Origin of the sequence: Helicobacter sp. (assembly GCF_014799995.1) — a bacterium.
In the GTDB taxonomy this organism is placed as follows: domain Bacteria; phylum Campylobacterota; class Campylobacteria; order Campylobacterales; family Helicobacteraceae; genus Helicobacter_D.
The window spans coordinates 22,917-44,228 of the sequence record NZ_JAAVGY010000040.1 but is presented as its reverse complement, the minus strand read 5'-3'; the positions used below and the strand labels follow the sequence as shown (position 1 = coordinate 44,228).

The 21,312-nt window shown below is 37.8% G+C and carries 24 protein-coding genes; 10 read left to right on the top strand and 14 right to left on the bottom strand.

The annotated features are described in order from the left end of the window. Positions 1-5 precede the first annotated feature (5 nt). From surE to HDT10_RS05600, 7 genes are read left to right on the top strand one after another with little or no spacing between them, the layout of a single operon-like run. Positions 6-812, top strand: a complete 807-nt coding sequence (surE, locus tag HDT10_RS05630) for a 5'/3'-nucleotidase SurE (RefSeq protein WP_290880962.1) — start codon at positions 6-8, stop codon at positions 810-812. Beyond that, the gene (locus HDT10_RS05625; RefSeq protein WP_290881211.1) at positions 812-1,495 is read left to right on the top strand and encodes a ThiF family adenylyltransferase; all 684 of its coding nucleotides are present in this window, start codon (positions 812-814) and stop codon (positions 1,493-1,495) included. Before surE ends, HDT10_RS05625 begins: the two co-directional genes overlap by 1 nt. A gap of 2 nt (positions 1,496-1,497) precedes the next feature. Further along, positions 1,498-1,662 carry a hypothetical protein gene (locus HDT10_RS05620; RefSeq protein ID WP_290880959.1) on the top strand — a complete coding sequence of 55 codons (165 nt, stop codon included), beginning with the start codon at positions 1,498-1,500 and terminating at the stop codon, positions 1,660-1,662. 8 nt (positions 1,663-1,670) lie between these two features. Continuing rightward, a complete protein-coding gene (locus HDT10_RS05615) occupies positions 1,671-2,555 on the top strand; it encodes a carbon-nitrogen hydrolase (protein WP_290880957.1) in 885 nt (294 codons plus the stop codon). After that, complete coding sequence (locus HDT10_RS05610) at positions 2,555-3,124, top strand: methyltransferase domain-containing protein (protein WP_290881209.1); 570 nt, start codon at positions 2,555-2,557, stop codon at positions 3,122-3,124. Before HDT10_RS05615 ends, HDT10_RS05610 begins: the two co-directional genes overlap by 1 nt. 31 nt (positions 3,125-3,155) lie before the next feature. After that, positions 3,156-4,025, top strand: a complete 870-nt coding sequence (locus tag HDT10_RS05605; RefSeq protein WP_290880955.1) for a phosphoethanolamine transferase domain-containing protein — start codon at positions 3,156-3,158, stop codon at positions 4,023-4,025. Beyond that, complete coding sequence (locus HDT10_RS05600; RefSeq protein WP_367159065.1) at positions 4,022-4,927, top strand: phosphoethanolamine transferase; 906 nt, start codon at positions 4,022-4,024, stop codon at positions 4,925-4,927. The genes HDT10_RS05605 and HDT10_RS05600 overlap by 4 nt, the downstream gene beginning before the upstream one ends. A gap of 37 nt (positions 4,928-4,964) precedes the next feature. On the opposite strand, the gene HDT10_RS05595 is transcribed toward HDT10_RS05600, so the two are convergent. From HDT10_RS05595 to HDT10_RS05535, 13 genes are all read right to left on the bottom strand, one after another. Further along, positions 4,965-5,969, bottom strand: a complete 1,005-nt coding sequence (locus tag HDT10_RS05595; protein ID WP_290880952.1) for a beta-ketoacyl-ACP synthase III — start codon at positions 5,967-5,969, stop codon at positions 4,965-4,967. A 9-nt stretch (positions 5,970-5,978) separates the two neighbouring features. After that, positions 5,979-6,965 carry a phosphate acyltransferase PlsX gene (gene plsX, locus HDT10_RS05590; RefSeq protein ID WP_290880950.1) on the bottom strand — a complete coding sequence of 329 codons (987 nt, stop codon included), beginning with the start codon at positions 6,963-6,965 and terminating at the stop codon, positions 5,979-5,981. 14 nt (positions 6,966-6,979) lie between these two features. Then, the gene (gene rpmF, locus HDT10_RS05585; RefSeq protein WP_115551219.1) at positions 6,980-7,135 is read right to left on the bottom strand and encodes a 50S ribosomal protein L32; all 156 of its coding nucleotides are present in this window, start codon (positions 7,133-7,135) and stop codon (positions 6,980-6,982) included. Between the two features lie 11 nt (positions 7,136-7,146). Continuing rightward, on the bottom strand, positions 7,147-7,512 hold the full coding sequence (locus tag HDT10_RS05580; RefSeq protein WP_290880947.1) for a hypothetical protein: 366 nt from the start codon (positions 7,510-7,512) through the stop codon (positions 7,147-7,149). Between the two features lie 3 nt (positions 7,513-7,515). Then, positions 7,516-7,929, bottom strand: a complete 414-nt coding sequence (gene ndk / locus HDT10_RS05575; RefSeq protein WP_290880944.1) for a nucleoside-diphosphate kinase — start codon at positions 7,927-7,929, stop codon at positions 7,516-7,518. Positions 7,930-8,275: 346 nt separating this feature from the next. Continuing rightward, positions 8,276-9,448: a hypothetical protein gene (locus HDT10_RS05570; protein WP_290880941.1), complete on the bottom strand. Its 1,173-nt coding sequence runs from the start codon at positions 9,446-9,448 to the stop codon at positions 8,276-8,278. Positions 9,449-9,459: 11 nt separating this feature from the next. Further along, on the bottom strand, positions 9,460-11,151 hold the full coding sequence (locus HDT10_RS05565) for an MBOAT family O-acyltransferase (RefSeq protein ID WP_290880939.1): 1,692 nt from the start codon (positions 11,149-11,151) through the stop codon (positions 9,460-9,462). Positions 11,152-11,761: 610 nt separating this feature from the next. Next, entirely contained in the window at positions 11,762-11,959 is a 198-nt protein-coding gene (locus HDT10_RS05560) for a hypothetical protein (protein ID WP_290880937.1), read from the bottom strand. A 67-nt stretch (positions 11,960-12,026) separates the two neighbouring features. Continuing rightward, positions 12,027-13,787, bottom strand: coding sequence for a lytic transglycosylase domain-containing protein (locus HDT10_RS05555; RefSeq protein WP_290880935.1), 1,761 nt, complete (start codon positions 13,785-13,787; stop codon positions 12,027-12,029). Positions 13,788-13,803: 16 nt separating this feature from the next. Continuing rightward, positions 13,804-14,097 (bottom strand): YggT family protein, encoded by a 294-nt coding sequence (locus tag HDT10_RS05550; RefSeq protein ID WP_290880933.1) that lies wholly within the window; start codon positions 14,095-14,097, stop codon positions 13,804-13,806. A 1-nt stretch (position 14,098) separates the two neighbouring features. Further along, positions 14,099-15,457 (bottom strand): glutamate--tRNA ligase, encoded by a 1,359-nt coding sequence (gltX, locus tag HDT10_RS05545; protein WP_290880931.1) that lies wholly within the window; start codon positions 15,455-15,457, stop codon positions 14,099-14,101. A gap of 187 nt (positions 15,458-15,644) precedes the next feature. Further along, positions 15,645-16,511: a HemK/PrmC family methyltransferase gene (locus HDT10_RS05540; RefSeq protein ID WP_290880930.1), complete on the bottom strand. Its 867-nt coding sequence runs from the start codon at positions 16,509-16,511 to the stop codon at positions 15,645-15,647. Further along, complete coding sequence (locus HDT10_RS05535; RefSeq protein ID WP_290880927.1) at positions 16,511-17,728, bottom strand: M48 family metallopeptidase; 1,218 nt, start codon at positions 17,726-17,728, stop codon at positions 16,511-16,513. Before HDT10_RS05535 ends, HDT10_RS05540 begins: the two co-directional genes overlap by 1 nt. Positions 17,729-17,855: 127 nt before the next feature. Between HDT10_RS05535 and HDT10_RS05530 the strand changes: the two genes are divergently transcribed. From HDT10_RS05530 to kdsB, 3 genes are read left to right on the top strand one after another with little or no spacing between them, the layout of a single operon-like run. Continuing rightward, complete coding sequence (locus HDT10_RS05530) at positions 17,856-18,851, top strand: rod shape-determining protein (protein ID WP_290880924.1); 996 nt, start codon at positions 17,856-17,858, stop codon at positions 18,849-18,851. Continuing rightward, positions 18,851-19,546 carry a polyphenol oxidase family protein gene (locus HDT10_RS05525; protein WP_290880923.1) on the top strand — a complete coding sequence of 232 codons (696 nt, stop codon included), beginning with the start codon at positions 18,851-18,853 and terminating at the stop codon, positions 19,544-19,546. The genes HDT10_RS05530 and HDT10_RS05525 overlap by 1 nt, the downstream gene beginning before the upstream one ends. A 58-nt stretch (positions 19,547-19,604) precedes the next feature. Then, positions 19,605-20,336 (top strand): 3-deoxy-manno-octulosonate cytidylyltransferase, encoded by a 732-nt coding sequence (gene kdsB, locus HDT10_RS05520; protein WP_290880922.1) that lies wholly within the window; start codon positions 19,605-19,607, stop codon positions 20,334-20,336. Between the two features lie 243 nt (positions 20,337-20,579). Here kdsB and HDT10_RS05515 read toward each other — a convergent pair whose 3' ends face one another. After that, positions 20,580-21,281, bottom strand: coding sequence for an MqnA/MqnD/SBP family protein (locus HDT10_RS05515; RefSeq protein ID WP_290880919.1), 702 nt, complete (start codon positions 21,279-21,281; stop codon positions 20,580-20,582). Positions 21,282-21,312 lie beyond the last annotated feature (31 nt).

The following is a 21,312-nucleotide window of genomic DNA, read 5'->3' as shown; positions in this document are numbered from 1 at the left end:
ATAAGGTGAAACGCATTTTACTTACCAATGACGATGGCTACCAATCGCCCGGTCTTTTGGCATTAAAAGAATCTCTAAGCACACTAGGGCACTTAATGATTGTCGCGCCTGCAAGCGAAAAATCTGCCTGCGGGCACGGAATGACTTTGACGCGTCCTTTGCGATTCGTAAAGCTAGAAGATGACTTTTATAAACTAGAAGACGGCAGCCCCACAGATTGCATTTACCTAGCCCTAAATGCGCTCTATCAAGAGGGATTTATGCCCGATTTAATCGTTAGTGGCATTAATATCGGCTCTAATATGGGCGAGGACATTAGCTATTCTGGCACAGCAAGCGCGGCAATGGAGGGTGTATTGCACGGGATTCCCTCTATTGCTATCTCACAAGTCTTGCGGGATAAAAATCATTTTGGATTTGATTTTGCTCTAGCAAAACAAAGCATTTACAAATTAGCAAAAGCAATCCTAGAAAACGCCTATCCCTTACAGGCACGCGAATTTTTAAATGTCAATATTCCGCAACTTCCGCCCAAAGACTGCAAGGGCTTTAAAATCACAGAGCTTGGAATCCGAACTTATGGCAATGACGCGCATGTGCATCGCAATCCACGTGGAGAGGAATATTATTGGCTTGGGCTTCATCCACTTGCTTGGAATGAGCGCGAAAACAATGAAACTTCTGACTTTGAAGCGACAAAAAATGGTTATGTCTCTATCACTCCTATTACTTTGGATTTCACTGCGAGGAATCGCTTGCGCACCTTAGAAAATTGGGTGAATGCAAACTTGGAGAATGGGGGATTGGCTTGATAAATCAAAAACGTTTCGCTAGAACTCTGCCCTTATTCAAAGAAGAGGGTTTCTCTAAACTCCAAAATGCCAAAGTTTTAATACTCGGCGTAGGTGGAGTGGGGGGATTCGCGCTAGACTGTCTATACCGCACAGGAATCGGTGAAATCTGCATTGTAGATTATGATTGTTTTGAACCAAGCAATCAAAACCGCCAAATTGGCTCATTTAATGGGGTTGGACGCAAAAAAGTTGAAGTCTTGGCTGATACCTACAAAGGAGTGATTGCGATAGATTCTAAAGTTACGCAAGCTTTTATAGATACCTTTGACTTTAGCCCTTATGATATTGTACTTGATGCAATTGATGATATAGAGGCTAAAATCGCACTTGCACTCAAAATCGCAAGCAAATCAGAGGATTCTGATTCTATCAAACCCCTTTTGCTCTCCTCTATGGGAAGTGCCAAAAAGCTAGACCCCTCACAAATCCAATTTGCACCTATTTGGAAAAGCTATGGGGATAAGTTTGCTAGAAAATTTCGTGAGGGGCTAAAAAAACAAAATTTCAAAGGAAATTTTATGGTGGCTTTTAGCCCAGAAGAGCCAAAATGCAAGGAGCTTGGAAGTTTTAGCGGGGTAACGGCTAGCTTTGGGTTGCGTCTTGCAAGCGAAGCAATTACAATTATTTTAAACAAGGAGTAACAATGCAAATTTATTCAAAACCCTTTGATAGCGAAGAAGAGTGCGAAGAGTTTGAGGACGAAGAATACGATGGTTATAGTTCAGACTACGAAGACAGCGATAAATTCCTCTATGACGAAGATGACTATGATAATAGCGATGGCGACTATGAGGACGAAGATTACTAGGAGCTGAAATGGAATCCAAAATCAAAGTAGCCTTAATCCAGCAATCCTACAAAGGCACTAAACCAGCTACACAGCAAGTGAGTGCAAGAATGATTAAAGAATCAGCCAAAAATGGTGCGCAATTAGTTCTCCTACAAGAGCTCCATACCAACGAATATTTTTGTCAGAGCGAAAAGGTAGATTTTTTTGATTATGCCCTAAGCTTTGAAGCAGATTGTGAGTATTTTAGCCAAATTGCGAAAAACAATAAAATTGTGCTTGTAACTTCGCTTTTTGAGCGCAGGAGCGCGGGATTGTATCATAATACTGCCGTAGTCTTTGAACGCGATGGAAGCATTGCGGGAAAATATCGCAAAATGCACATTCCAGACGACCCGGGATTCTATGAGAAATTTTATTTTACACCAGGAGATTTGGACTTCACTCCCATTCCTACAAGTCTAGGCAGACTTGGCGTGCTTATATGTTGGGACCAATGGTATCCCGAAGCCGCGCGCATTATGGCATTAAAGGGCGCAGAGATTCTTATTTATCCCACTGCGATTGGTTGGTTTAATAGCGATAAGCAAGACGAAAAAGAACGACAAAGAGAGGCGTGGATGGCGGTGCAACGCGGACATAGTGTCGCCAATGGAATCCCTGTTGTCGCTATCAATCGTGTAGGTTTTGAAAAGGATAGCAGCGGAGTGCTAGAGGGGATTAACTTTTGGGGCTCTAGCTTTGCTTATGGAGCGCAAGGCGAATTATTAGCACTTGGAAGCATAGAAAAAGAAGAGATTTTATACTTTGAATGGGACAAGCAAAGAAGCGAGGAAGTGCGTAGAATTTGGCCCTTTTTGCGTGATAGACGCATTGATTCCTATCAAGATATTCTAAAGAGATATTGCGACTAATGCAGAGCGACCAAGTCAAATGGGATACTAGACATCAAGAAAATCCAGTCGTTGGAGAACCTTTAGAGATTCTAAAGAAATACATCACGCACATTGCACCAAAAGAAAATCCTAAAGCCCTAGATATTGCGTGTGGTATGGGACGTAATTCGCGCTTTATACGGGATTGTGGATTCTGTGTAGAGAGTGTAGATATTTCGGATTTTGCCATTACTTCTTTGCAAAATGAACGCAACATCCACGCTTTTTGCGCGGATTTGGATACTTTTAAGATTCCACCTCAAAGCTTTGATTTGATTTGCAATAGTTATTTTTTAGAGCGCAGGCTTTTTCCCTTTATGCGTGAGGGGCTTAAAAAAGGTGGAATCCTAGTATTTGAAACCTTTGCCAAAAGCGAGAGAGAATCCCAAAATGCTTTTGCGAGTGATTCTAGTCATTTATTGCACAAAAACGAGCTTTTACACGCTTTTTTGGATTTAGAGATTCTATTTTATGAAGAGACGCTCATTCAGCGCACGCAAGATTCTTTGGCTTTGGTGGCACGATTGGTTGGCAGAGCAAGGGAATGATTATTGATTAAATTTATTTTAAGGAGTAAAAATGCAGCAACAAACAACAAAAGCGAATCAACACTTTCTTGATTTCTTATGGCAGAATCTACCAAGTGTGTGTTATCTCTTTGCTTGTAGTACTATTCCTTCAATGTATTGGTATTACTTCACTTATTCTAGTAATGACTTTGTTAAAAAATGCCTAGAGGCTTTCCTCACTGGAGCTTTATTAGAAATTCTTATTTTATGTTTAGTTTTCTATATTTTTCATAGATTTGCACGATATATCTTATATTTCCTTTGTTTTGTGGGCACATTTTTATTTATAGTAGAAATCTTTTTAGTAAAATATTATTCCGCTCTCATCACACCTGATATTATAGAAGTGTTAGTGCAAACCAATCCAAAAGAAGCCAAAGAATTTCTCATTACCTTTATCAATCTAAAAATACTTGGACTTGTCTGTGGATTTATTTTGCTTAGCTTTGTTTATTTTAAGCTTTTTACCACCAATCCTAAAAGATTCTGCATCAAAGCAAAATGGAATAAAATCTTTGTTTATTCCTTGCTTATAATAAGTATTTTTTTGATTGCCAATAAATCCTATCTTGCTCTTGTAAGACATAGACCCTCATCATTTGAAAATACATTAATGCGATATTCGCTTACACGCATTCCTTATTCCTTGATTCAATTCTATCATTCCTTTAGAGATATGCAAGAAACAATTGCCAATTATCAAGCTATTAGAGAATCTTATCAAGGCAAGATTTCTAAGAGTAAAGATTCTCCTAAGCACATTGTGCTTGTCATTGGTGAATCTGCACAAAGGAATTTTTTAAATGCTTATGGTTATCCACTTCTCAATACTCCCTATTTGAATGCTCTTATAAATAATGTGGGGGGGGGGGGCAGATAGTCCTCTTTAGTGATACGATTGCGCCTTTTTCTCTCACTGCATTAACCCTCAAAACCTTATTAAACTTCTCCAACAACGATAATAATAAGAAATGGAATAATTCTTTAGATATAATCAATCTCTTTTCACTTGCGGGCTATCAAACACACACTTTCTCTAATCAAGAAGTTTCTTGGAAACTACCGGCTTTTAGTTCTATGGCTTTTTTCGCAGATTATCAAACACACTTGAGTAAGTTCATTACAGAATCTGGCGAAATTATAGACAAAAGCAATGGATATGATGAAAATCTTTTGCCTTTCATACAATCCGCCTTGAAGCAAAACCAAGCAGAATTTAACTTGGATATTATTCACTTAGCAGGACAACATCTTGCATACGAACATCGCTATCCTAAAGAGTTTGAGAAATTCAACGCCCAAGACATTCATTATCCCTCTTATATTGATGATAAACAAAAAGAAATTATCGCACACTATAACAATGCAATTTTGTATGGGGATTATGTCTTGAATGAAATCTTTAAAATCTATCAAGAGACTGATGCGATTATTGTTTATGTCAGCGACCACGGGGAAAGTCTCTATGAATACAAAGGCAAATTAGGGCACGGCTTCACTTCAAGATTCACCGCCGAAGTGCCTTTGATTATAATGATGACAGAAGAATTCGTCAAGAATCACAAAGAAACCGCCCAAAAGATTCAAGCAGCCAAAGATAAACCCTTTATGAGCGATGATTTGATTCATCTATTGTGTGGATTGGCGCAAATTAATGTGCAAGATTATGATGAGACAAAAGACCCTTTATCAGATAAATTTAATAATAAGAGAATAAGGCTGTTTTATAAAAAGGCAGATTATGATAAAGAGTTAAAGGGAGAGGTGGCTAAGCCAAATTAATGGAATCTCTCCACTTCAATTTTGTGATTTAAAAAGATTATTTACCGCCAAAGGTAAGAATCGCAGAACCCCAAGTCAAACCACCCCCAAAAGCGTCCAAAAGCAATCTTGAACCTTGCTGAATCTTACCGCTTTCATACAAATCATTCATCGCCATAGGAATAGAAGCAGCAGAAGTATTACCATATTTTTGTACCACAAGAGCAATTTTTTCATTTGAGAAACCCAATGTCTCACCCACCGCTGAAATAATACGCAAATTGGCTTGGTGTGGGATAAAAAAATCAATGTCATCTTTAGACAAATGATTCTTTTCCAAAATTTCTATGACATCTTTGGTTAAGGTTTTGACTGCGATTTTAAAGGTTTCATTGCCTTTCATTTTGATAAACTGCAAATGCTCTTGTAGCACTCTTGGACTTGCCGGACAACGACTTCCGCAACCCGGCGTCATTAAAAGGTCTTGGTATTGCCCATTGGAAGCACAATGCACATCTAAAATACTAAGGCTTTTATCCTCTGTCGCGCTGATAATTGCAGCTCCTGCCCCATCACCAAACAAAACACAAGTACTTCTATCTTGCATATCTAGGATACTTGAAATTTTTTCTGCTCCAATGATTAAAATGTTTTGATGCGTTTTAGATTCTATTAGGGATTTTGCAAGAGAAAGCAAGTAAATAAATCCACTACAAGCTGCCGAAATATCAAAGGCTGGCTTATTAAGAATCCCTAAATTATTCGCAACCACACACGCGGTAGAGGGCATACAAAAAAAATCTGGAGAAATCGTTGCGACAATTACCGCGTCAATCGCATTCACATCAATCTTCGCCCTTTCTATCGCAATCTTTGCCGCCTTTGTAGCCAAATCACTTGTCGCTTCGTTATCCTCTGCAAATCTCCTTTCTTTAATGCCTGTGCGCTTGGTAATCCATTCATCACTTGTTTCAACTATTTGGGACAAATCATCATTTGTAATGATTCTGCTAGGAACATACGCGCCAATAGAACTTAAAGTTGCATAGATTGGTGTTTCCATTGATTCTCTTTAAATTTTATATTTCTCCAAAGCGGCTAGGATTCTATCATTGACATTATTTTCAACCGCTAAAATCGCTTGAAATACTGCATTTTTCATCGCTTTTGCATTACTTTTACCATGACAGATAATGACATTACCATCTACGCCTAGAAGCGGTGCTCCACCATATTCTGCATAATCAATTTGCTTTTTAAGTTTTTTAAACACATTTTTCATAAACAATGAACCAAAGATTCCAATAGGAGAGGATTTAATGTATTTTTTCAACAAAAACACAATAGAATCTGCCACCCCTTCGCTTGTCTTTAGCACAACATTGCCCACAAATCCATCACACACAATCACTTCTACATTGGCGTCAAAGATATTATTGCCCTCAATATTACCAATGAAACTTGGGTGTTTTTTCAAGAGTTCAAAAGCTGCCTTTGTTATTTCATTGCCTTTGCACTCCTCCTCACCATTTGCTAATAAGCCAATCCGTGCCTTAGGATAATTGAGAATCGCAGTCGCATATTCGTGTCCCATAATCCCAAACTCAAAGAGATTCTCTGGCTTACAATCCACATTTGCTCCCGCATCTACAACGAGGCTTTTTTGTGCGTCAATACGTGGCATAAGTGTGCAGATTGCAGGACGAGAAACACCCTTTAACCGCCCGATTTTTAATGTTGCAAGGCTCATCGTTGCCCCACTATGCCCCGCAGAAACTACGGCGTCTATTTGTTTGGATTTAAGCATTTCAATCGCAACATAAATAGAGCTTTCTTTACGTTTTAAAGCAGAAGTTGCACCCTCTTTCATTGTAATAAAGTCTGTGCAATGCACGATTTCTATTTTTTGCTTATATTCCGCAGGGATAAGCGGAGCAATGACTTGCTCATCTCCTACAAGCACAAGTGTAAAATCACGTTCTTTTAGTGCTTGCAAAGCACCTTGCACGAGTGGAGAAGAACCAAAATCTCCCCCCATTGCATCAACGGCAATTCTCATTTCAATATTCCGAGTTAATTATTTTTATATTTTCCAGTAAATTTATTTACACGATGAGGCATTTTCCAAGTTCCGTCTTTATCTTTTACTGGAACTGCCAATGTAATTTTATAATGTGTTCGTCTTTTTGCTGCTCTCGTTTTGCTCACACGTCTTTTTGGTACTGCCATTTTTACTCCTTTTATTCTTTAGTATGATAATCACAACGAATCATCTCTAATTCGCTATGCAAAATTTCATCAAAATCAATTAAGCCTTTTTCGCATTCTACTATTTCTTCAAAATGCTCATTGTCCAAATTTACTATTACATCACTAAGATAAAACTCCAAAGTTTCCTCTAATGTCTTAATATATTCTTCTCCGCTAAAATCACACACAAGAACTATTGTTCCGCTTAGGATTCCTCTTAGCTTCAGTAAATTGGGGTGGCTTTTATTATAAGACAAAATCCCTTCTAGCTTTGCTTCATCTTTTTCAATGCAAAATGGAATCTCTTCTCCATTTTTACAAGATTGAAAAGCTTTTGCAAAAGCTATTTTATGCATTAATTAGCAAATTTCTTTTGTTGCGAAGAAAAATGCAATTTCTTTTTTCGCGTTTTCTAGGCTATCACTTCCATGCACTGCATTTGCGTCAATACTCTCTGCAAAGTCTGCGCGGATTGTGCCCGGTGCTGCTTCTTTTGGATTGGTTGAACCCATTAATTCGCGGTTTTTTGCCACTGCGTTTAATCCCTCAAGCACCATCACAACCACAGGTCCGCTTACCATAAAATCTACCAATTCACCAAAAAATGGGCGGTCTTTATGCACAGCATAAAAGTCTTTCGCATCACATCGGCTAAGTCTAATCTTTTTCATTGCTGCGATTCTTAAGCCATTGCTCTCAAAACGTTCAATGATTTTCCCAATGACATTTTTTTTCACTGCATCAGGTTTAATAATGGATAATGTTTGCTCCATTGCTACTCCTAAAACCCAATTCTTTGGGCAAATATAAAATATAAGGGGATTATTATATTAAAAATAACCTGCATTTTTTATTAAATGATATTTAATTTATTCCTAATGCGTCCTTGCGAGATTCTATGCAATAAAATCGTGGCAATCTATAATTTGGAATCTCGCCTTTGTAGATTTTATGTTTGCAAGATTATGGATTGCTTCGCTTTGCTCGCAATGACGCGGTAATAGAATCGCAAAATCCAAGATTATAGATTCGCAAATGTGGGTCGGTTGCTTTCGCAACAGACGCTTTGTTGCTCACTATGTTCGCTCCTCGCAATGACAACAACTAAATGCGTAATAGTTACTCTCCTAACGCCTCTTTGACAATTTTTATCAAAGATTCTATCTCGTATTCTTGAATCTTGGATTCCATAGCCTTAAGATACCCCTCAATGTTTTCTTGTGTCAGTCTATGTGTATTCTCTCTAATTGCGTCTAGCTGCATTGAATTCATATCAATATTATAATGTGTTAAGTCTTTATAGTTTGCGATTTCATCTGCATAATCTAAGTTATCAAACCCATAAAGCGTGGCATTAGGATATTTTTCTAACTCTAAAACAAACCATGATAAAGTAGATTGGAATTGCAAAAAATTACCTCCAAACCTACTATTTAACTTATAATTCAAACGACTATAAGGTGGAATCACGAAATAAAATCGTGTTTGCTGATTTTGCTTCACAAACTTTAAAATATTCTCAGTTATATTCTCTCGTATTTTCGCATTTAAGTCCTCTGCAATGAAATTTTCCTTAAGATTCTGAATTTCGTACTGGGATAAAATTCGCAAAGGTTCTTTTAGCTGTTCGTGATTCTTAAACTTTACCCAATTCTCAATTCCTCCAAATCTTCCTATGTAGTCCTTAAAATCAATCCAACGCACGATGGAATCCTCAAGTCTTGCCCCACTATCACTCTTGCCTACACAACCTTTATCTTTTGACCATATAAGGGAACATACAACAAATCTATCATTGATATAAAAACTAAAATCATCAGCATTAGAATCATTGTATAGCTTGATTGGCATATCATTTCTAGTCTGCACACTCACCAAATAATCCAAACTATATAAAATCTGTTTAGGTGATTGGTGCTTAAATAAATATTCTAGCACTACCGCCCTTTCATTAAAAGTAGAACCACTCAATGAAATATTTACCCATTCTCCCCCTAGCTTTTTCTTTGCCTCTTTCGCTGAAGTGTTTTCTAGCATAGAAGTGCCTAAAATATATGAATCAAAATGATAATGCTGGATAATTCCCCTAGCTGCAACCCGCATATCATCAAAAAAGGTTATTTTCCTGAAATAAGGTTTATGAAAAATCTGTGCAGGGTCATACAGATAGAGATTAATGACAAGAAGCACAATAAATGGTATAGGAATCAACGATGCACTAACAATAAACCCCCTCTCCCCAAGATTCTTATTTAAAATACTTTGACTCCATTTATTTTTAAGATTCCACATATTCTTTCCCCTTAGAAATTGAAATAAATAAATTCTGTGTAGGGTGTAGAGGCAAGCATTATGAGCGAGTAATAGAAAAATACTCCTGTAAGAATGGCATTCCAAAGATTAGGTGAAAACCGCTCTAATCTTTTGAGAGAATTACTAAAGCACAAGCACACGATAAAGGCTAAAATAATATAAATCAAAGTATCATTGCGCCCATCAATGTTTGCAAGAAGCTTAGGCAATCTTATTTTTTGCGGTAACTCCACCCACACAATCCCAAACATTCCCTTAAGCAGATTGATTGCCCCTTGCACATTTTCACTCCTAAAGAATATCCAAGTGCAATTCAAGAAATTAAAGGTTACAAACCAACAAAGCACTTGATAGACTTTACTCTTTAAAAATCTTGCACTTTGGAGTTGGAATCTCTCTAGGATAAACCCATAGATTCTATGCACACACATCGCAAGCCCGTGCAAACTCCCCCATAGAATAAACCCAAACCCTGCTCCGTGCCAAATACCACTTAAGAAAGCCACGATGAAGAGATTCCTAAGGGTGAAGATTTTGTTTAAGATTGCATAAGATTTAGAATCTTGATATTTCTTGTTTTGATTTCCCCCAAGCGGAATATAAAGATAGTCCTTTAAGAATCTCCCTAAAGTAATATGCCACTTTCTCCAAAACTCACTAATGTTTAAAGACTTATAGGGAGAATCAAAATTAATAGGCAGCATAATCCCAAAGAATAATCCAAGCCCGATTGCCATATCACAATATCCGCTAAAGTCAAAATAGAGCTGAAAGGTATAGCTCAAAGAAGTCGCCCACGATTCAAAGATATTGAGATTCCCTCCTTGCTCTACGACTGCAAATCCTGCATTTGCCCACTTAGCAAAGGAATCTGCAATCACGACTTTTTTAAAGAGTCCAAGTGAAAAGATAAAGATTCCCTTTGCTCCCCTCTCCCAAACTTTAGAATCAAAACCTTTTGCAAACAAAGTATGGAATTGGGGCATCATCTCTTTGTGATGCACAATAGGACCTGCAATGAGTTGAGGGAAGAAACACACAAACAGACAATAATCTAAGAAATTTAATGCTTTCCCTTCCTCTTGCAAATCTTGCGTATCAATTCTTTTATAACAATCCACCAAGAAAGCAATTTGTTGGAAGGTAAAGAATGAAATCGCTAGAGGCAAAAGAATGTGTGGCAAGGGAATATTAAAGTCTAAAGAGAGAATCTTAGAGAAAGCATTGAAATTCTCTAAGAAAAAATCAGTGTATTTAAAGAATCCAAGTAGAGCGAGATTAAAGACAATGCCAAGGATTAAAAAGCATTTGGGATTTGTGGGGGTTTTAGAGGAAGTGGGATTTAAAGGATTTGGATTAGAAAGAGAAAAGGAATTGTTTGTAGGAGAAAGGGATTCTACTAAAAGATTATTTTGCCCCCCCCCCCGCTCAATTGACAAAGAAACCCTAGAAGGCATTACTGCAAAAGTATTTAGAATCTTTTTTCCAATGATAAAATTTACCCCAATGCTCCCCAACAACAAAAAGAGATAAGAGGGATTCCAAAAGGCATAAAAGAATAAACTTCCTAGCACCAAAAAGACTTTTGCAAGAAAATCTTGCTTGCAATATCTTAAACAATAAAATCCTAAAAGCATCAGAGGTAAAAAACCTAAAAGAAAAGGAAAAGAGCTAAAAACCATTTAAAGCCTTTGTTTATGAAATATTCTTAAAAAGCAAAGAAAAAAGATAAGAATTATAGCAGATAATGGGGGGGGGGGGGCAAGAGTTAAGCTTAAAGATATTGGAATCTTGCCTTGTGTCATTGCGAGGAATGAGTAAAGCGAATGACGAAGCAATTTGTAATCTTAAAATTACTTGTAATATTCCATTTCAGTCATTGCGAGATTCTATGTGGCAATCCATAATGTGGCATATCTATCATTTGATTATTTGTCATTGCGAAGCCTTTGTAAAAGGCCGTGGCAATCTATAATAAAAGAATCTCACAGATGATTTTGTGATTCTATTGTTTGATTTACTTCAATGCAAGATTATGGATTGCTTCGTTACTCACTATGTTCGCTCCTCGCAAGGACAAAAAAGCAAAATTATAGGTTGATAAGATTATAAATTGCTTCATTGTATTGCAAAGAGTCAGACGAAGCAAAAAACAAAATCTAACGATGAGACAATTTGCAATATTTAAAGAGTTTGTAAAGGCGGAATCTTGAGAGAAAAATTTATTTAATTGCAAATCTAAAAATAGACGAAGCCCTTAGAGCAAATCTCGCCACAAGGCGAGAAGAAGACTTATGCCATAATGTTAAAGCCATTAGAATAGTCAGCAACTCCTGCTTGTTGTTGTGCTTGAGCCTGTGCTTGCGCTTGGGTATTTTGCTCGTTTTGAACCCTTGTATCTTGGGCTTGTTGCGCTTGTGCAGAATTTTGAGATTCTGAACTACCATAATTTGAATAACCTGAATAACTGCTAACACTTGTAATATCCATATTAACTCCTTTAAATTTTGTCAGTATTATAATCAAATTTTGCAATACTAAACTTAAATTTATAAATTTAATACACCAAACTTTGTTGTAACAAATCTAGCATTTTAATTTCTTTCCCAAGTTGCCTTTGGTAAATCACATAATTTGCCAATACTTTTTTGCCATATACTCGCGATTCCTCATAAGGAATCATTTCCATACTATACCACGGGTCTAGGGGATTTTGTTTCTTAAACAAATGATGTTTTCCAAGCAATCTACGCGTAAAGCCCGGTCCGCCATTATAAGCATAAGCCACGAAAAGCGGGTGATGAAATTCCCGCACAAGAGGACGCGTGAAATATTCCGCATAAGGCACATTCACAGCGGGGTCAAACATATCAAAATACCCCACTTTATCCTCTTCTTTTAATTCTTTGGCGATTGCTTTGACATTAAAAGGCATTAATTGCATCATTCCTAACGCATAGGAGGTTGAAATGGCTGTGGGGATAAATAAACTCTCCTGCCTTGCAAGCGCATAGAGCAAGGCTTGCTTGTCTTGCGTAAAGCGCGAAAACACTTCCTTATAAGGCATTAAGAAATACTCTGTATCCTTAGAATGCGTAAGCCAAATGAAATGTGGCTTTGTCTCATCACTATCCACTCTTGCAAGTAATTGTTGGCGACGAGAATTTGCGTCCTTGCCTTTGAGAGATTTAAAAGAATTGCGAATGTGCTCCCATTCAAAAGGATTCTTAAAATTCCAACTTGCCTTTTTTTGCTGTGTGGGAATATCATAAACAAGATTAAATTTAGGTTTAGCTCCCGTTATTTCAAGGCTTGCAAGCACATAAATATCTACCATTTTAGAATCATTGAGAGTTTGCAAATATTGTTTATCTTTGCTTGCCAAATACGCCCAAAAAGTCGCACGATTCCTATTAAATGCGTGCTTTGCTTTGTCTCGCGAATACACAAAATAAACTAACGCTTGCTCATTTTTGTGGTATTTCATTGCATTTAATCCAAGATAAAATGCAATCTCCGCGTCTAATGAGCCTAGCACTTCCTTTGGTTCAAGTGCAGTGAGAGAATGATTAAATTTCTCTAAATAAGTATTCATAATCATACCCTTAAGTGCGCGATTAAAGGTAGCATTATGTTCTTTTAGTAGTTTGACAAGCGTTTCTTTTGAAATCGCAAAGTTCAAACGATTGCGGTAGTTTGGTGAAATCGCAAAATAAAAATCTCCAAAGGTTTTTGCGTCTTGCGTGATAAGATGAGAAAAGGGGTCTTTAGCCGCTAAAATTTGCAGATTTTTAGAGAGTTTTTGGTTATGGGGCTGCACATTTTGTGAAAGCTTTTTCAATGTTTTTTTGTCTAACGATTCTGCCTTTTTGGTTGTCAATGCGAGTGCGATACATTTGCTATCTTCTTTGAGAAGTTTTTCTAAACTCATTCGCTCACAAATTGTTTTACGCGAAAGCGTCTTATTACTGCCTTTTTTGAAGTAGAGCCCAAAAAGTTTTGCATTTTTTTTCACCGCAAGGTCATAAGCCTCTTTGGCTTCTTTTGGGCTAATGTTTTGTTGCAAAAACAACCAAATATAAAAATCGCGCGAAATCCCAGCGGGCTGCTTTTTGAGATAGTCTAAGGTAATGCTTTGGTTTAAAGTCGTCTTAGTGTTTTCTTGCTTGGCTTTGGTTTTTGGTGTTTTGGATTCTTTCTTGTTTGTAGTTTGTTTTGCTTGCGGACTTGAAGTTTGCTTAGAATTCGGCTTGTGCTCTTGTGTGTTTTGCGCAAAAAGCACGCCGATAAAAATTAATAAAAATAAAACATTTTTCATTCGTTTCCTTACAATGTTATAAACTATTTGCCAATCCAAAAAGCAATCTCACCACAAATAAATCTATAAATTTTAATACCAAAATCACAAGGATTGGCGCAATATCAATGCCTCCAAGAAGCGTAGGAATGATTTTGCGAATCTTGGCATACACAGGCTCTGTTAGCTTATAAAGAATTTGCACGATAGGATTATAAGGGTCTGGACGCACCCAAGTAATAAGAGCCGCAATAATCACAACCCAAATATAAATATTTATTACCATACTTAAAATTTGCGCAAGAGCTTCAATTAATGTACTCAAAACCATTTTAACTCCTTACAATATCTTTCAAATAAAAACGCAAAATCGGGAATAAATCGCTCAATTCAGGACCATGTGCGAAACCCGTGAGTAAAAAGCGTAAAGGCTTAAAAAACTTCTTACCCTTAAGGCTGCTTTTTTCCATTGCAAGCCCTTTGAAAGCGTCAAATTCGCTTCTTGTCCAATCTTGTTGTTCTAGCATTTCTAAAATAACTTTTTGCAGGCTCACAATTTCCTCTTGAAACTCCAAAATTTCCTTACTTTGAGATTCTATCTCTTGCGCATTTTTTTCAATTTGATTGAGAAGCAATGCTTTATTAGCAAAGATTCTATCAACTTTTTCTCTCATTTCATTTAGAGTGCTTGCTTCTTGCAAATAAATTTTTGCCAATGCGCCAATGGTGGAATCTTTATAACCTAGAAGCACCGCCAAATCTTGCTCATTGAATCGTTTGAAATGCTCACGATTTAAGAACTTTAGCTTGTCAATATCAAAATGTGCAGGGGCTTTTGCAATCTTGCCAATCTCAAACCATTGCAAGCACTCTTGCAATGTAAAAACTTCGCAAGGGGTTTTGTTGCCCATTAGAATCAGATAATTTACAATGGCTTGCGGTAAAAACCCGGAATCTAGCAACCATTGCACGCTAGAGGCATTGTCGCGCTTGCTCATTTTTTTGCCCTCATCATTAAGCAAAATAGGCAAATGGGCAAATTTTATTTCTCTATCATAATTCAGACTTTTGTGGATTAACATTTGTTTAGGAGTGTTGCTGACATGGTCTTCACCCCGCACGATAAAATCTATATCATAGAGCATATCATCTACCGCGCAAGCGAAATTGTAAGTCGGGATTCCATCTTCTTTTAAAATCACGAAACTATCTATTTCATTAGGTGCAAACTCAATTTCTCCTTTGATGCAATCTGTAAATTTCATTTTTGTCTTAGAGCCACGCAAGCGCACGACAGGCTTAGGATTGCTTGCCTTTTCTAACTCTGCCCAAGAGTCTTCATAACGAAAAGCCTCCTGCCGCGCCCTTGCTTCCTCGCGTTTTTGTTCTAAAAACTCTTTCGTGCAATAGCAATAAAACGCATCACCTTTGGCAATCAAATATTCTGCAAGTTGGCGATGACGCGGGAAGTTGTTGCTTTGATACACGAGATTATCCCAAGTGATTCCAAAGAGATTGAGCAAAAACATAATGTCCTTATCTTTGCCCTCAATGTTTCTTGCCGTGTCTGTATCCTCAATGCGCAAGAGAAATTTCTCATTTCTTTGCTTTGCCAAAATATAATTAAACACCGCGGCACGTAAATTTCCCGTGTGCATATCACCTGTTGGAGAGGGAGCAAATCGTAGCATTTATCAACCTTATTTCATTCTTTAAAAAGATAAATAGCGCGGATTTTAACATAAGTAAGATGATAATTGGCAAAAATCAATAAGGATTTTTGTAATTTATTGCGTTAGGATTCCTTGCGTGATTGCAAGAATAGACTTCACGCAAGCAAAATTGAATTATTTGCTTAAAAAGTATTTAGCTACTTCCTTAAAACTCTATGATAAATCCCCTATCGAGCCCTGCTAAATCTTGATAAAACGCAAGCGATTTATGGGGCAAGGAGCGCAGATAGGATTCCACACTTTCCCTCTGATTACAGCCCATTTCGCAGATAAGAAACGGAATCTTGGAATCCAAGCCAAGCTGGATAATATGCAACAAAACCTCATCGCCTCTTTTACCACCAAAGAGGGCTGCTTTAGGCTCAAATCCAAGAGATGGGGGCAGAATCTCACCCTCTTGAATATAAGGCGGATTCGAAAGAAGCAAGTCAAAAGAAATTTTGGATTCTTGATTAAAATCCAAATAGGCACTTCTATGCAAAGTCAAGTTATCTGCTTGAAATTTCACTTTATTCACATAAGCGTTAAACAGGGCTTCAGGAGAAATATCACTTGCGTGAATTTCTAGCCCGCAATCTTTAAGCAAATGTGCGAGTAAAACACTGATTGCGCCGCTACCAACCCCAATTTCTGCGATTTTAGTGCAGGATTTATGCGCGATGAATTCTAACGCCTTTTGCACTAAAATTTCAGTCTCTGGTCGTGGAATCAACGCGCCATGCGAAATGTATAACTCCTCTCCATAAAAACTCACGCACTCGGTTAAATATTCTATGGGCTCATACAGACTTCTGCGCCGAATCAATCTTTTAAAAGATTCCAACCAAAAAGAATCCAAGATTGTTTCAAAATTACAATGCAAAGCAACCCTAGATTGCTTCAACACAAATCCAAGCAAGATTTCAGATTCCAAAACCGGACGTTCTATGCCGCATTCTTTTAGTTTTTTTGCCCCATATTCTAAAGCTTGCTTAATATTCCACACAGAATGGTCTTGTGATTTCGTATTCATCAAGCTTTCTGCGCCGTGTTGGCAAGCCTCTCACAGCCTAATGCGATGAGTCGTGCCATTAAGGGTGGGTGGCTATAATAAAAACGCATATACAAAGAATGCGCTAGAGGGAAAGAATTGTTTTCTTTGATGAGCACCAACAAAGCATTTGCAAGGGATTCTGGACTTGTCAAATCCGCACCAAACTTATCAGCTGCAAATTCATTTTGACAGCTTCTCCAATTCACGAGAAGCATAAAATAAAACCCAATGGGCGAGCTTAAAAGCAACAAAAACACGATAAGCGTATGCGCACTTCTTTCTACATTTGCACTGACAAACAAAGATTCTGGCAAATTTGCAACCACAAACAAGAGTGCGCCAAAGAATCCAAGCACCAATGCCATCATTTTATAAATATCATAATGCTTAAAGTGCCCCAATTCGTGCCCCAAGACTGCAAGGATAGAATCGCTAGGGATTTTTTCTAACAAAGTATCAAACAAAATCACGCGTTTAGCGCGTCCCAATCCTGCAAAATACGCATTTAGTCGTCCATCGCGCTTAGAGGCGTCCATTACAAACACGCCTTTGCTTTGGAATCCCACACGATTTAAGAGCAAATGAATGGATTCCTTTAATTCTGCATTTTCTAGCGGAGTAAATTTGTTAAATAACGGCGCAATCAAAATAGGATACAAGAAATTCACCCCGACAATCAAAACAACCCCAAAAACAAAAACATAAATTTCCCAAGAGCGCACTTCTAAGATAATCCAACTAAAAGCAAAAATTAAAATTCCTCCTATTATGAGTAATAAAGCAAAAGATTTCAATGTATCTAGGACAAAGAGCTTTATGCCACCCTTGGCAAAACCATATTTTTTGTCAATCACTAGAGTTTGATAAGCTTCTAAAGGCAAGCTTACAAATGCCTGAATCACAAGGAAACTAAGTACGAAAATGACGGATTTTAGAAGCGGGGGAAACTCTAGCAGAGAATCCAACATAGAGAATCCAAACAAAATCCAAAAACTCACCAATAAATAGTCTATGAGGATTCCACACATTGAAATTTTTTCGCACACACTTGCATAATCCGCTGCCCTCAAGAACGCGCGAGGCTCTAAAATATAGGGGGACTTGGTTTTCTCCTGCCTTAAAAAATTTAGTTGTAAGAGCGATAAAAGGAGTTTGGGAATACTAAAAAACAAAGCATAGCAAAGAATCAATAGCATTGAGTTAAGCCTTTTTAGGAAATAAAATTTCAAATTTTTGCGCATTATAACAAAAAGTATGCCTAAAATTATTGTTTAATAATGTATAATTTATAAAAGCTTACATTTATAATATCTGGGATTTGATATGGGACTCTTTGAACGAAATGATATTGCGATTGATTTAGGCACGGTGAATACTATCGTGCGGAATAATATGGAAGAAACATTATTTTGCGAAGCTACTTGTATCGCACTTGAAAACAAATTTGCCTCCCGCCGTATTATTGCGATTGGCGATGCAGCTAAAAAGATGTTAGGACGCGCGCCAAATGAAATAGAAGTCATTAATCCACTCTTACACGGGGCAATTAGTGATTTTGAAACAACCAAAATCTTTATGCAAGCAATTTTGCAAAAAGGCGGGGCAAATTCATTGTCTCCTCGCGTTGGCATTAGTATCCCTCAAAATCTCACGCAAGTCGAGCGACATTCTCTTCACGAAGCAACAATCCTAGCAGGAGCAAAAGAGGTTTTATTGATAGAAGACCCCTTTAGTGCGAGTGTGGGAGCGGGGTTAGACATTAGCACCGCACGCGCAAAAATGATTATTGATGCGGGGGGGGGCTTGGTAGAAGTCAGTATCATCTCTCTAAATGGATTAATTACGAGTGCTTTCACCAAAGAAGCGGGGGATTTTATAGATTATTCTCTTGTAGAATACTGTCGTCATAACAAAAACATTGGCATTAGCAAAGAAATGGCAGAGAATCTTAAACGTAGAATCAATGTCTTTGAAAAAAATCCCGTGATATACATTGGCGCAAAGAGTCTTGCCAATGGTATGCCCATAGAATGTGAATTAGACTTAGAAGAGTTTAAAAGTGTCATCTTAAATAGCATTTACAAAATTAAAAGCGTTATCATTGAGGCGATTCACAATGCCCCACCACAAATCGCACCAGACTTAATTGAAGATGGCGCAACGCTTACCGGAGGTTTAGCTTTAATTCCGGGTATTCAAGAGTTTTTAGCAAAAGAACTCAATATGACAATCCACCTCTCGCCAGACCCGCTTTTGGACATTTCCAAAGGCGTGTGGCAGATTATGCAAAATTATGAAATTTATGAAAAAAGTTTATAATGGGTTCTCCTTGCTTCCTTGAAAATATCCCAACTCCAAGAGGAATCCAAGCCTTTTTGAGCCGTGCTCCACTCAATATTGCCTTTCACGCAGGAGGAGATTCCAAAGAAACAATAGAATCCAATCGCTCCCTCTGCATTGCGCCCTTTCCCCTCTCATCGCTCGCCTATTGCAACCAAGTGCATAGTGAAAAGATTCTCAAGGCAAATCAAGGGGGATTACTAGGTGATGGCGATGGAATTTTGCTTGCGCAAAAGAATCTCATAGGACTAATAATGGTAGCAGATTGCAATCCCATTTTACTCTTTGATATGAAACATCAAGTTTTAGCATTACTGCACGGCGGGAGAGCGGGCTTACAAAAGGGCATTATCCCTAACGCGCTAGCGCAAATGCAGGCAGAATTTGACACGCAACCTTTGGATTTGTTTGCCTATGTCGGACCCTCTATCCGCGTATGTTGTTATGAGGTTGGCGAAGAAGTCTTTAGCGATTCTATCTTAGAAGCAGGCAAAATCGTGCGTGAGAAAAAAATTTATTTGGATTTGATTGCCATTATTCAAGCACAATTCCAAGAAGCCAACATTACAAATTATCATCTCTCGCCCCATTGCACTTGTTGCGCTTCTACTTATTTTTCTTATCGCAGGAATCCCCAATGCGGACGCTTTGGATTATTTGCTTATTTGACTTAAAATGCGATTCGCTTTGTCTATGCTATAATCTCTTATCAATTTTCAAGGAGTTGCCTCTATGATTATTATTCCTGCAAGACTGAAATCTACGCGCTTCCCCAATAAAGTCCTAGCACAAATTCACGGAATCCCAATGATTGTGCGCACCGCAGAGCTTGCAAAAGCAGTCGATGATGTCGTAGTCGCGTGTGATGAGCCTATCATCGCGGAAGTTTGCACGCGTTATGGTGTGCGCTCCGTCCTCACAAGCAATACGCACGAGAGTGGGACAGATAGAATCGCGGAATGCGCACGCATTCTCAATCTCCCCAAAAAGGAAATTATTATCAATCTGCAAGGAGATGAACCCTTTTTAGAACAAGAAGTGATTTTGCGTTTAAAACATTTAATGGAGGGGGAAGCAAAAAGTCGTGGTGAGATTCCGTTTATGGGAAGTTGCGCTAAGCCAATCACCAAAGAAGAAGCCGATGACCCCAATCTCGTTAAGGTTGTGCTCAACGCTAAGAGTGAAGCGATTTACTTTTCACGTTCCAAGATTCCTTATGACAGAGAAAACATTATGGAATCCAAACAATACTTGGGACACTTAGGAATCTATGCTTTCAGCGGTGAAAGCCTGCAAGCCTTTTGTAATTTACCCAAATCCACTTTAGAATCCTTAGAGAAACTAGAGCAACTCCGCGCGATTGAACATTCTAAAACAATTGTAATGGCAAAGGTAGAATCGCAATCTTTTGGTATTGACACCAAGGAAGACTTGGAACGCGCCTTGAAATTCTTTGCCAAATAATCAAATTATCTTTGCGCAATTTTGCAAATCGCCAATCCATTATTAGGCTGTCCTTGCGAGCGTTATTTATAACGCGTGGCAATCTATAATACTGCAAAAATGAAATCAGAAAGTGCAGGATTCTAAATTATAGATTGCTTTGTCATTGCACTCCTCGCAAGGACGCAGTAGAAAATGTCATTGCGAGATTCCGTAAAGAATCGCGGCAATTATAAAATTATCAGTGATTCTTTCATAAGAGTATCAAAATCTTGCTGGAGCTTTAATTCTTAAAATCCTTAGATTTCGATAGAATCGTTCTACACCGAAATGAGCTTTTTTGTCTATTTTATAAGAGAGAACTTGTAAATAATTTAGAATCTCTTGTTTTGAGATTCCGCTTTTGTGTGCCGCTTTGACTAGCAAAAAATGTGGAATCCTCACGTGCTTTTTATAAAAAGCTTGGATTAATTTTTGATAAAACACTTGATTCTTTTTGATACACAATCTCCCAAAGACAAAAGGCAAATGCTCCCTTTTTACCCAAAATTTACCCAAATCTATATAATCTTTTTTCTTTTCGCTTTTTTGTTGCAATACTTCTACAAGTGCTCTATCTCCAATCAACACGCGCCCTTTTAATCTCAAAACTTTCAAAAGAGCATTGGAAGTCGCGGATTGGTAATCCTCGCCCCTCTCCTTTGGCAAACAAATCACACTCAAAACCTCTTTACGCGCCACGATTCCAACTTGTGAAGCCTTGAAACGTTCTTTTCTCGCCCTTAAAGCAGTGATAGACGAAACAAATCCCGCGTCAATGCGCCCAAATAAAAACTCACGATTCAATTTAGCAGGATAAGATTTTTTTTTATTATAGAAAAGTTGGAAATGCGATGGCTTCGGATAAGAACGCACAAAAACTTCAAAAGGTAAAAGATTAAGATAATCAATTTTGCCAAAGCGCATAGAATCTCCTCAAAATTTCTCATTATTTTAC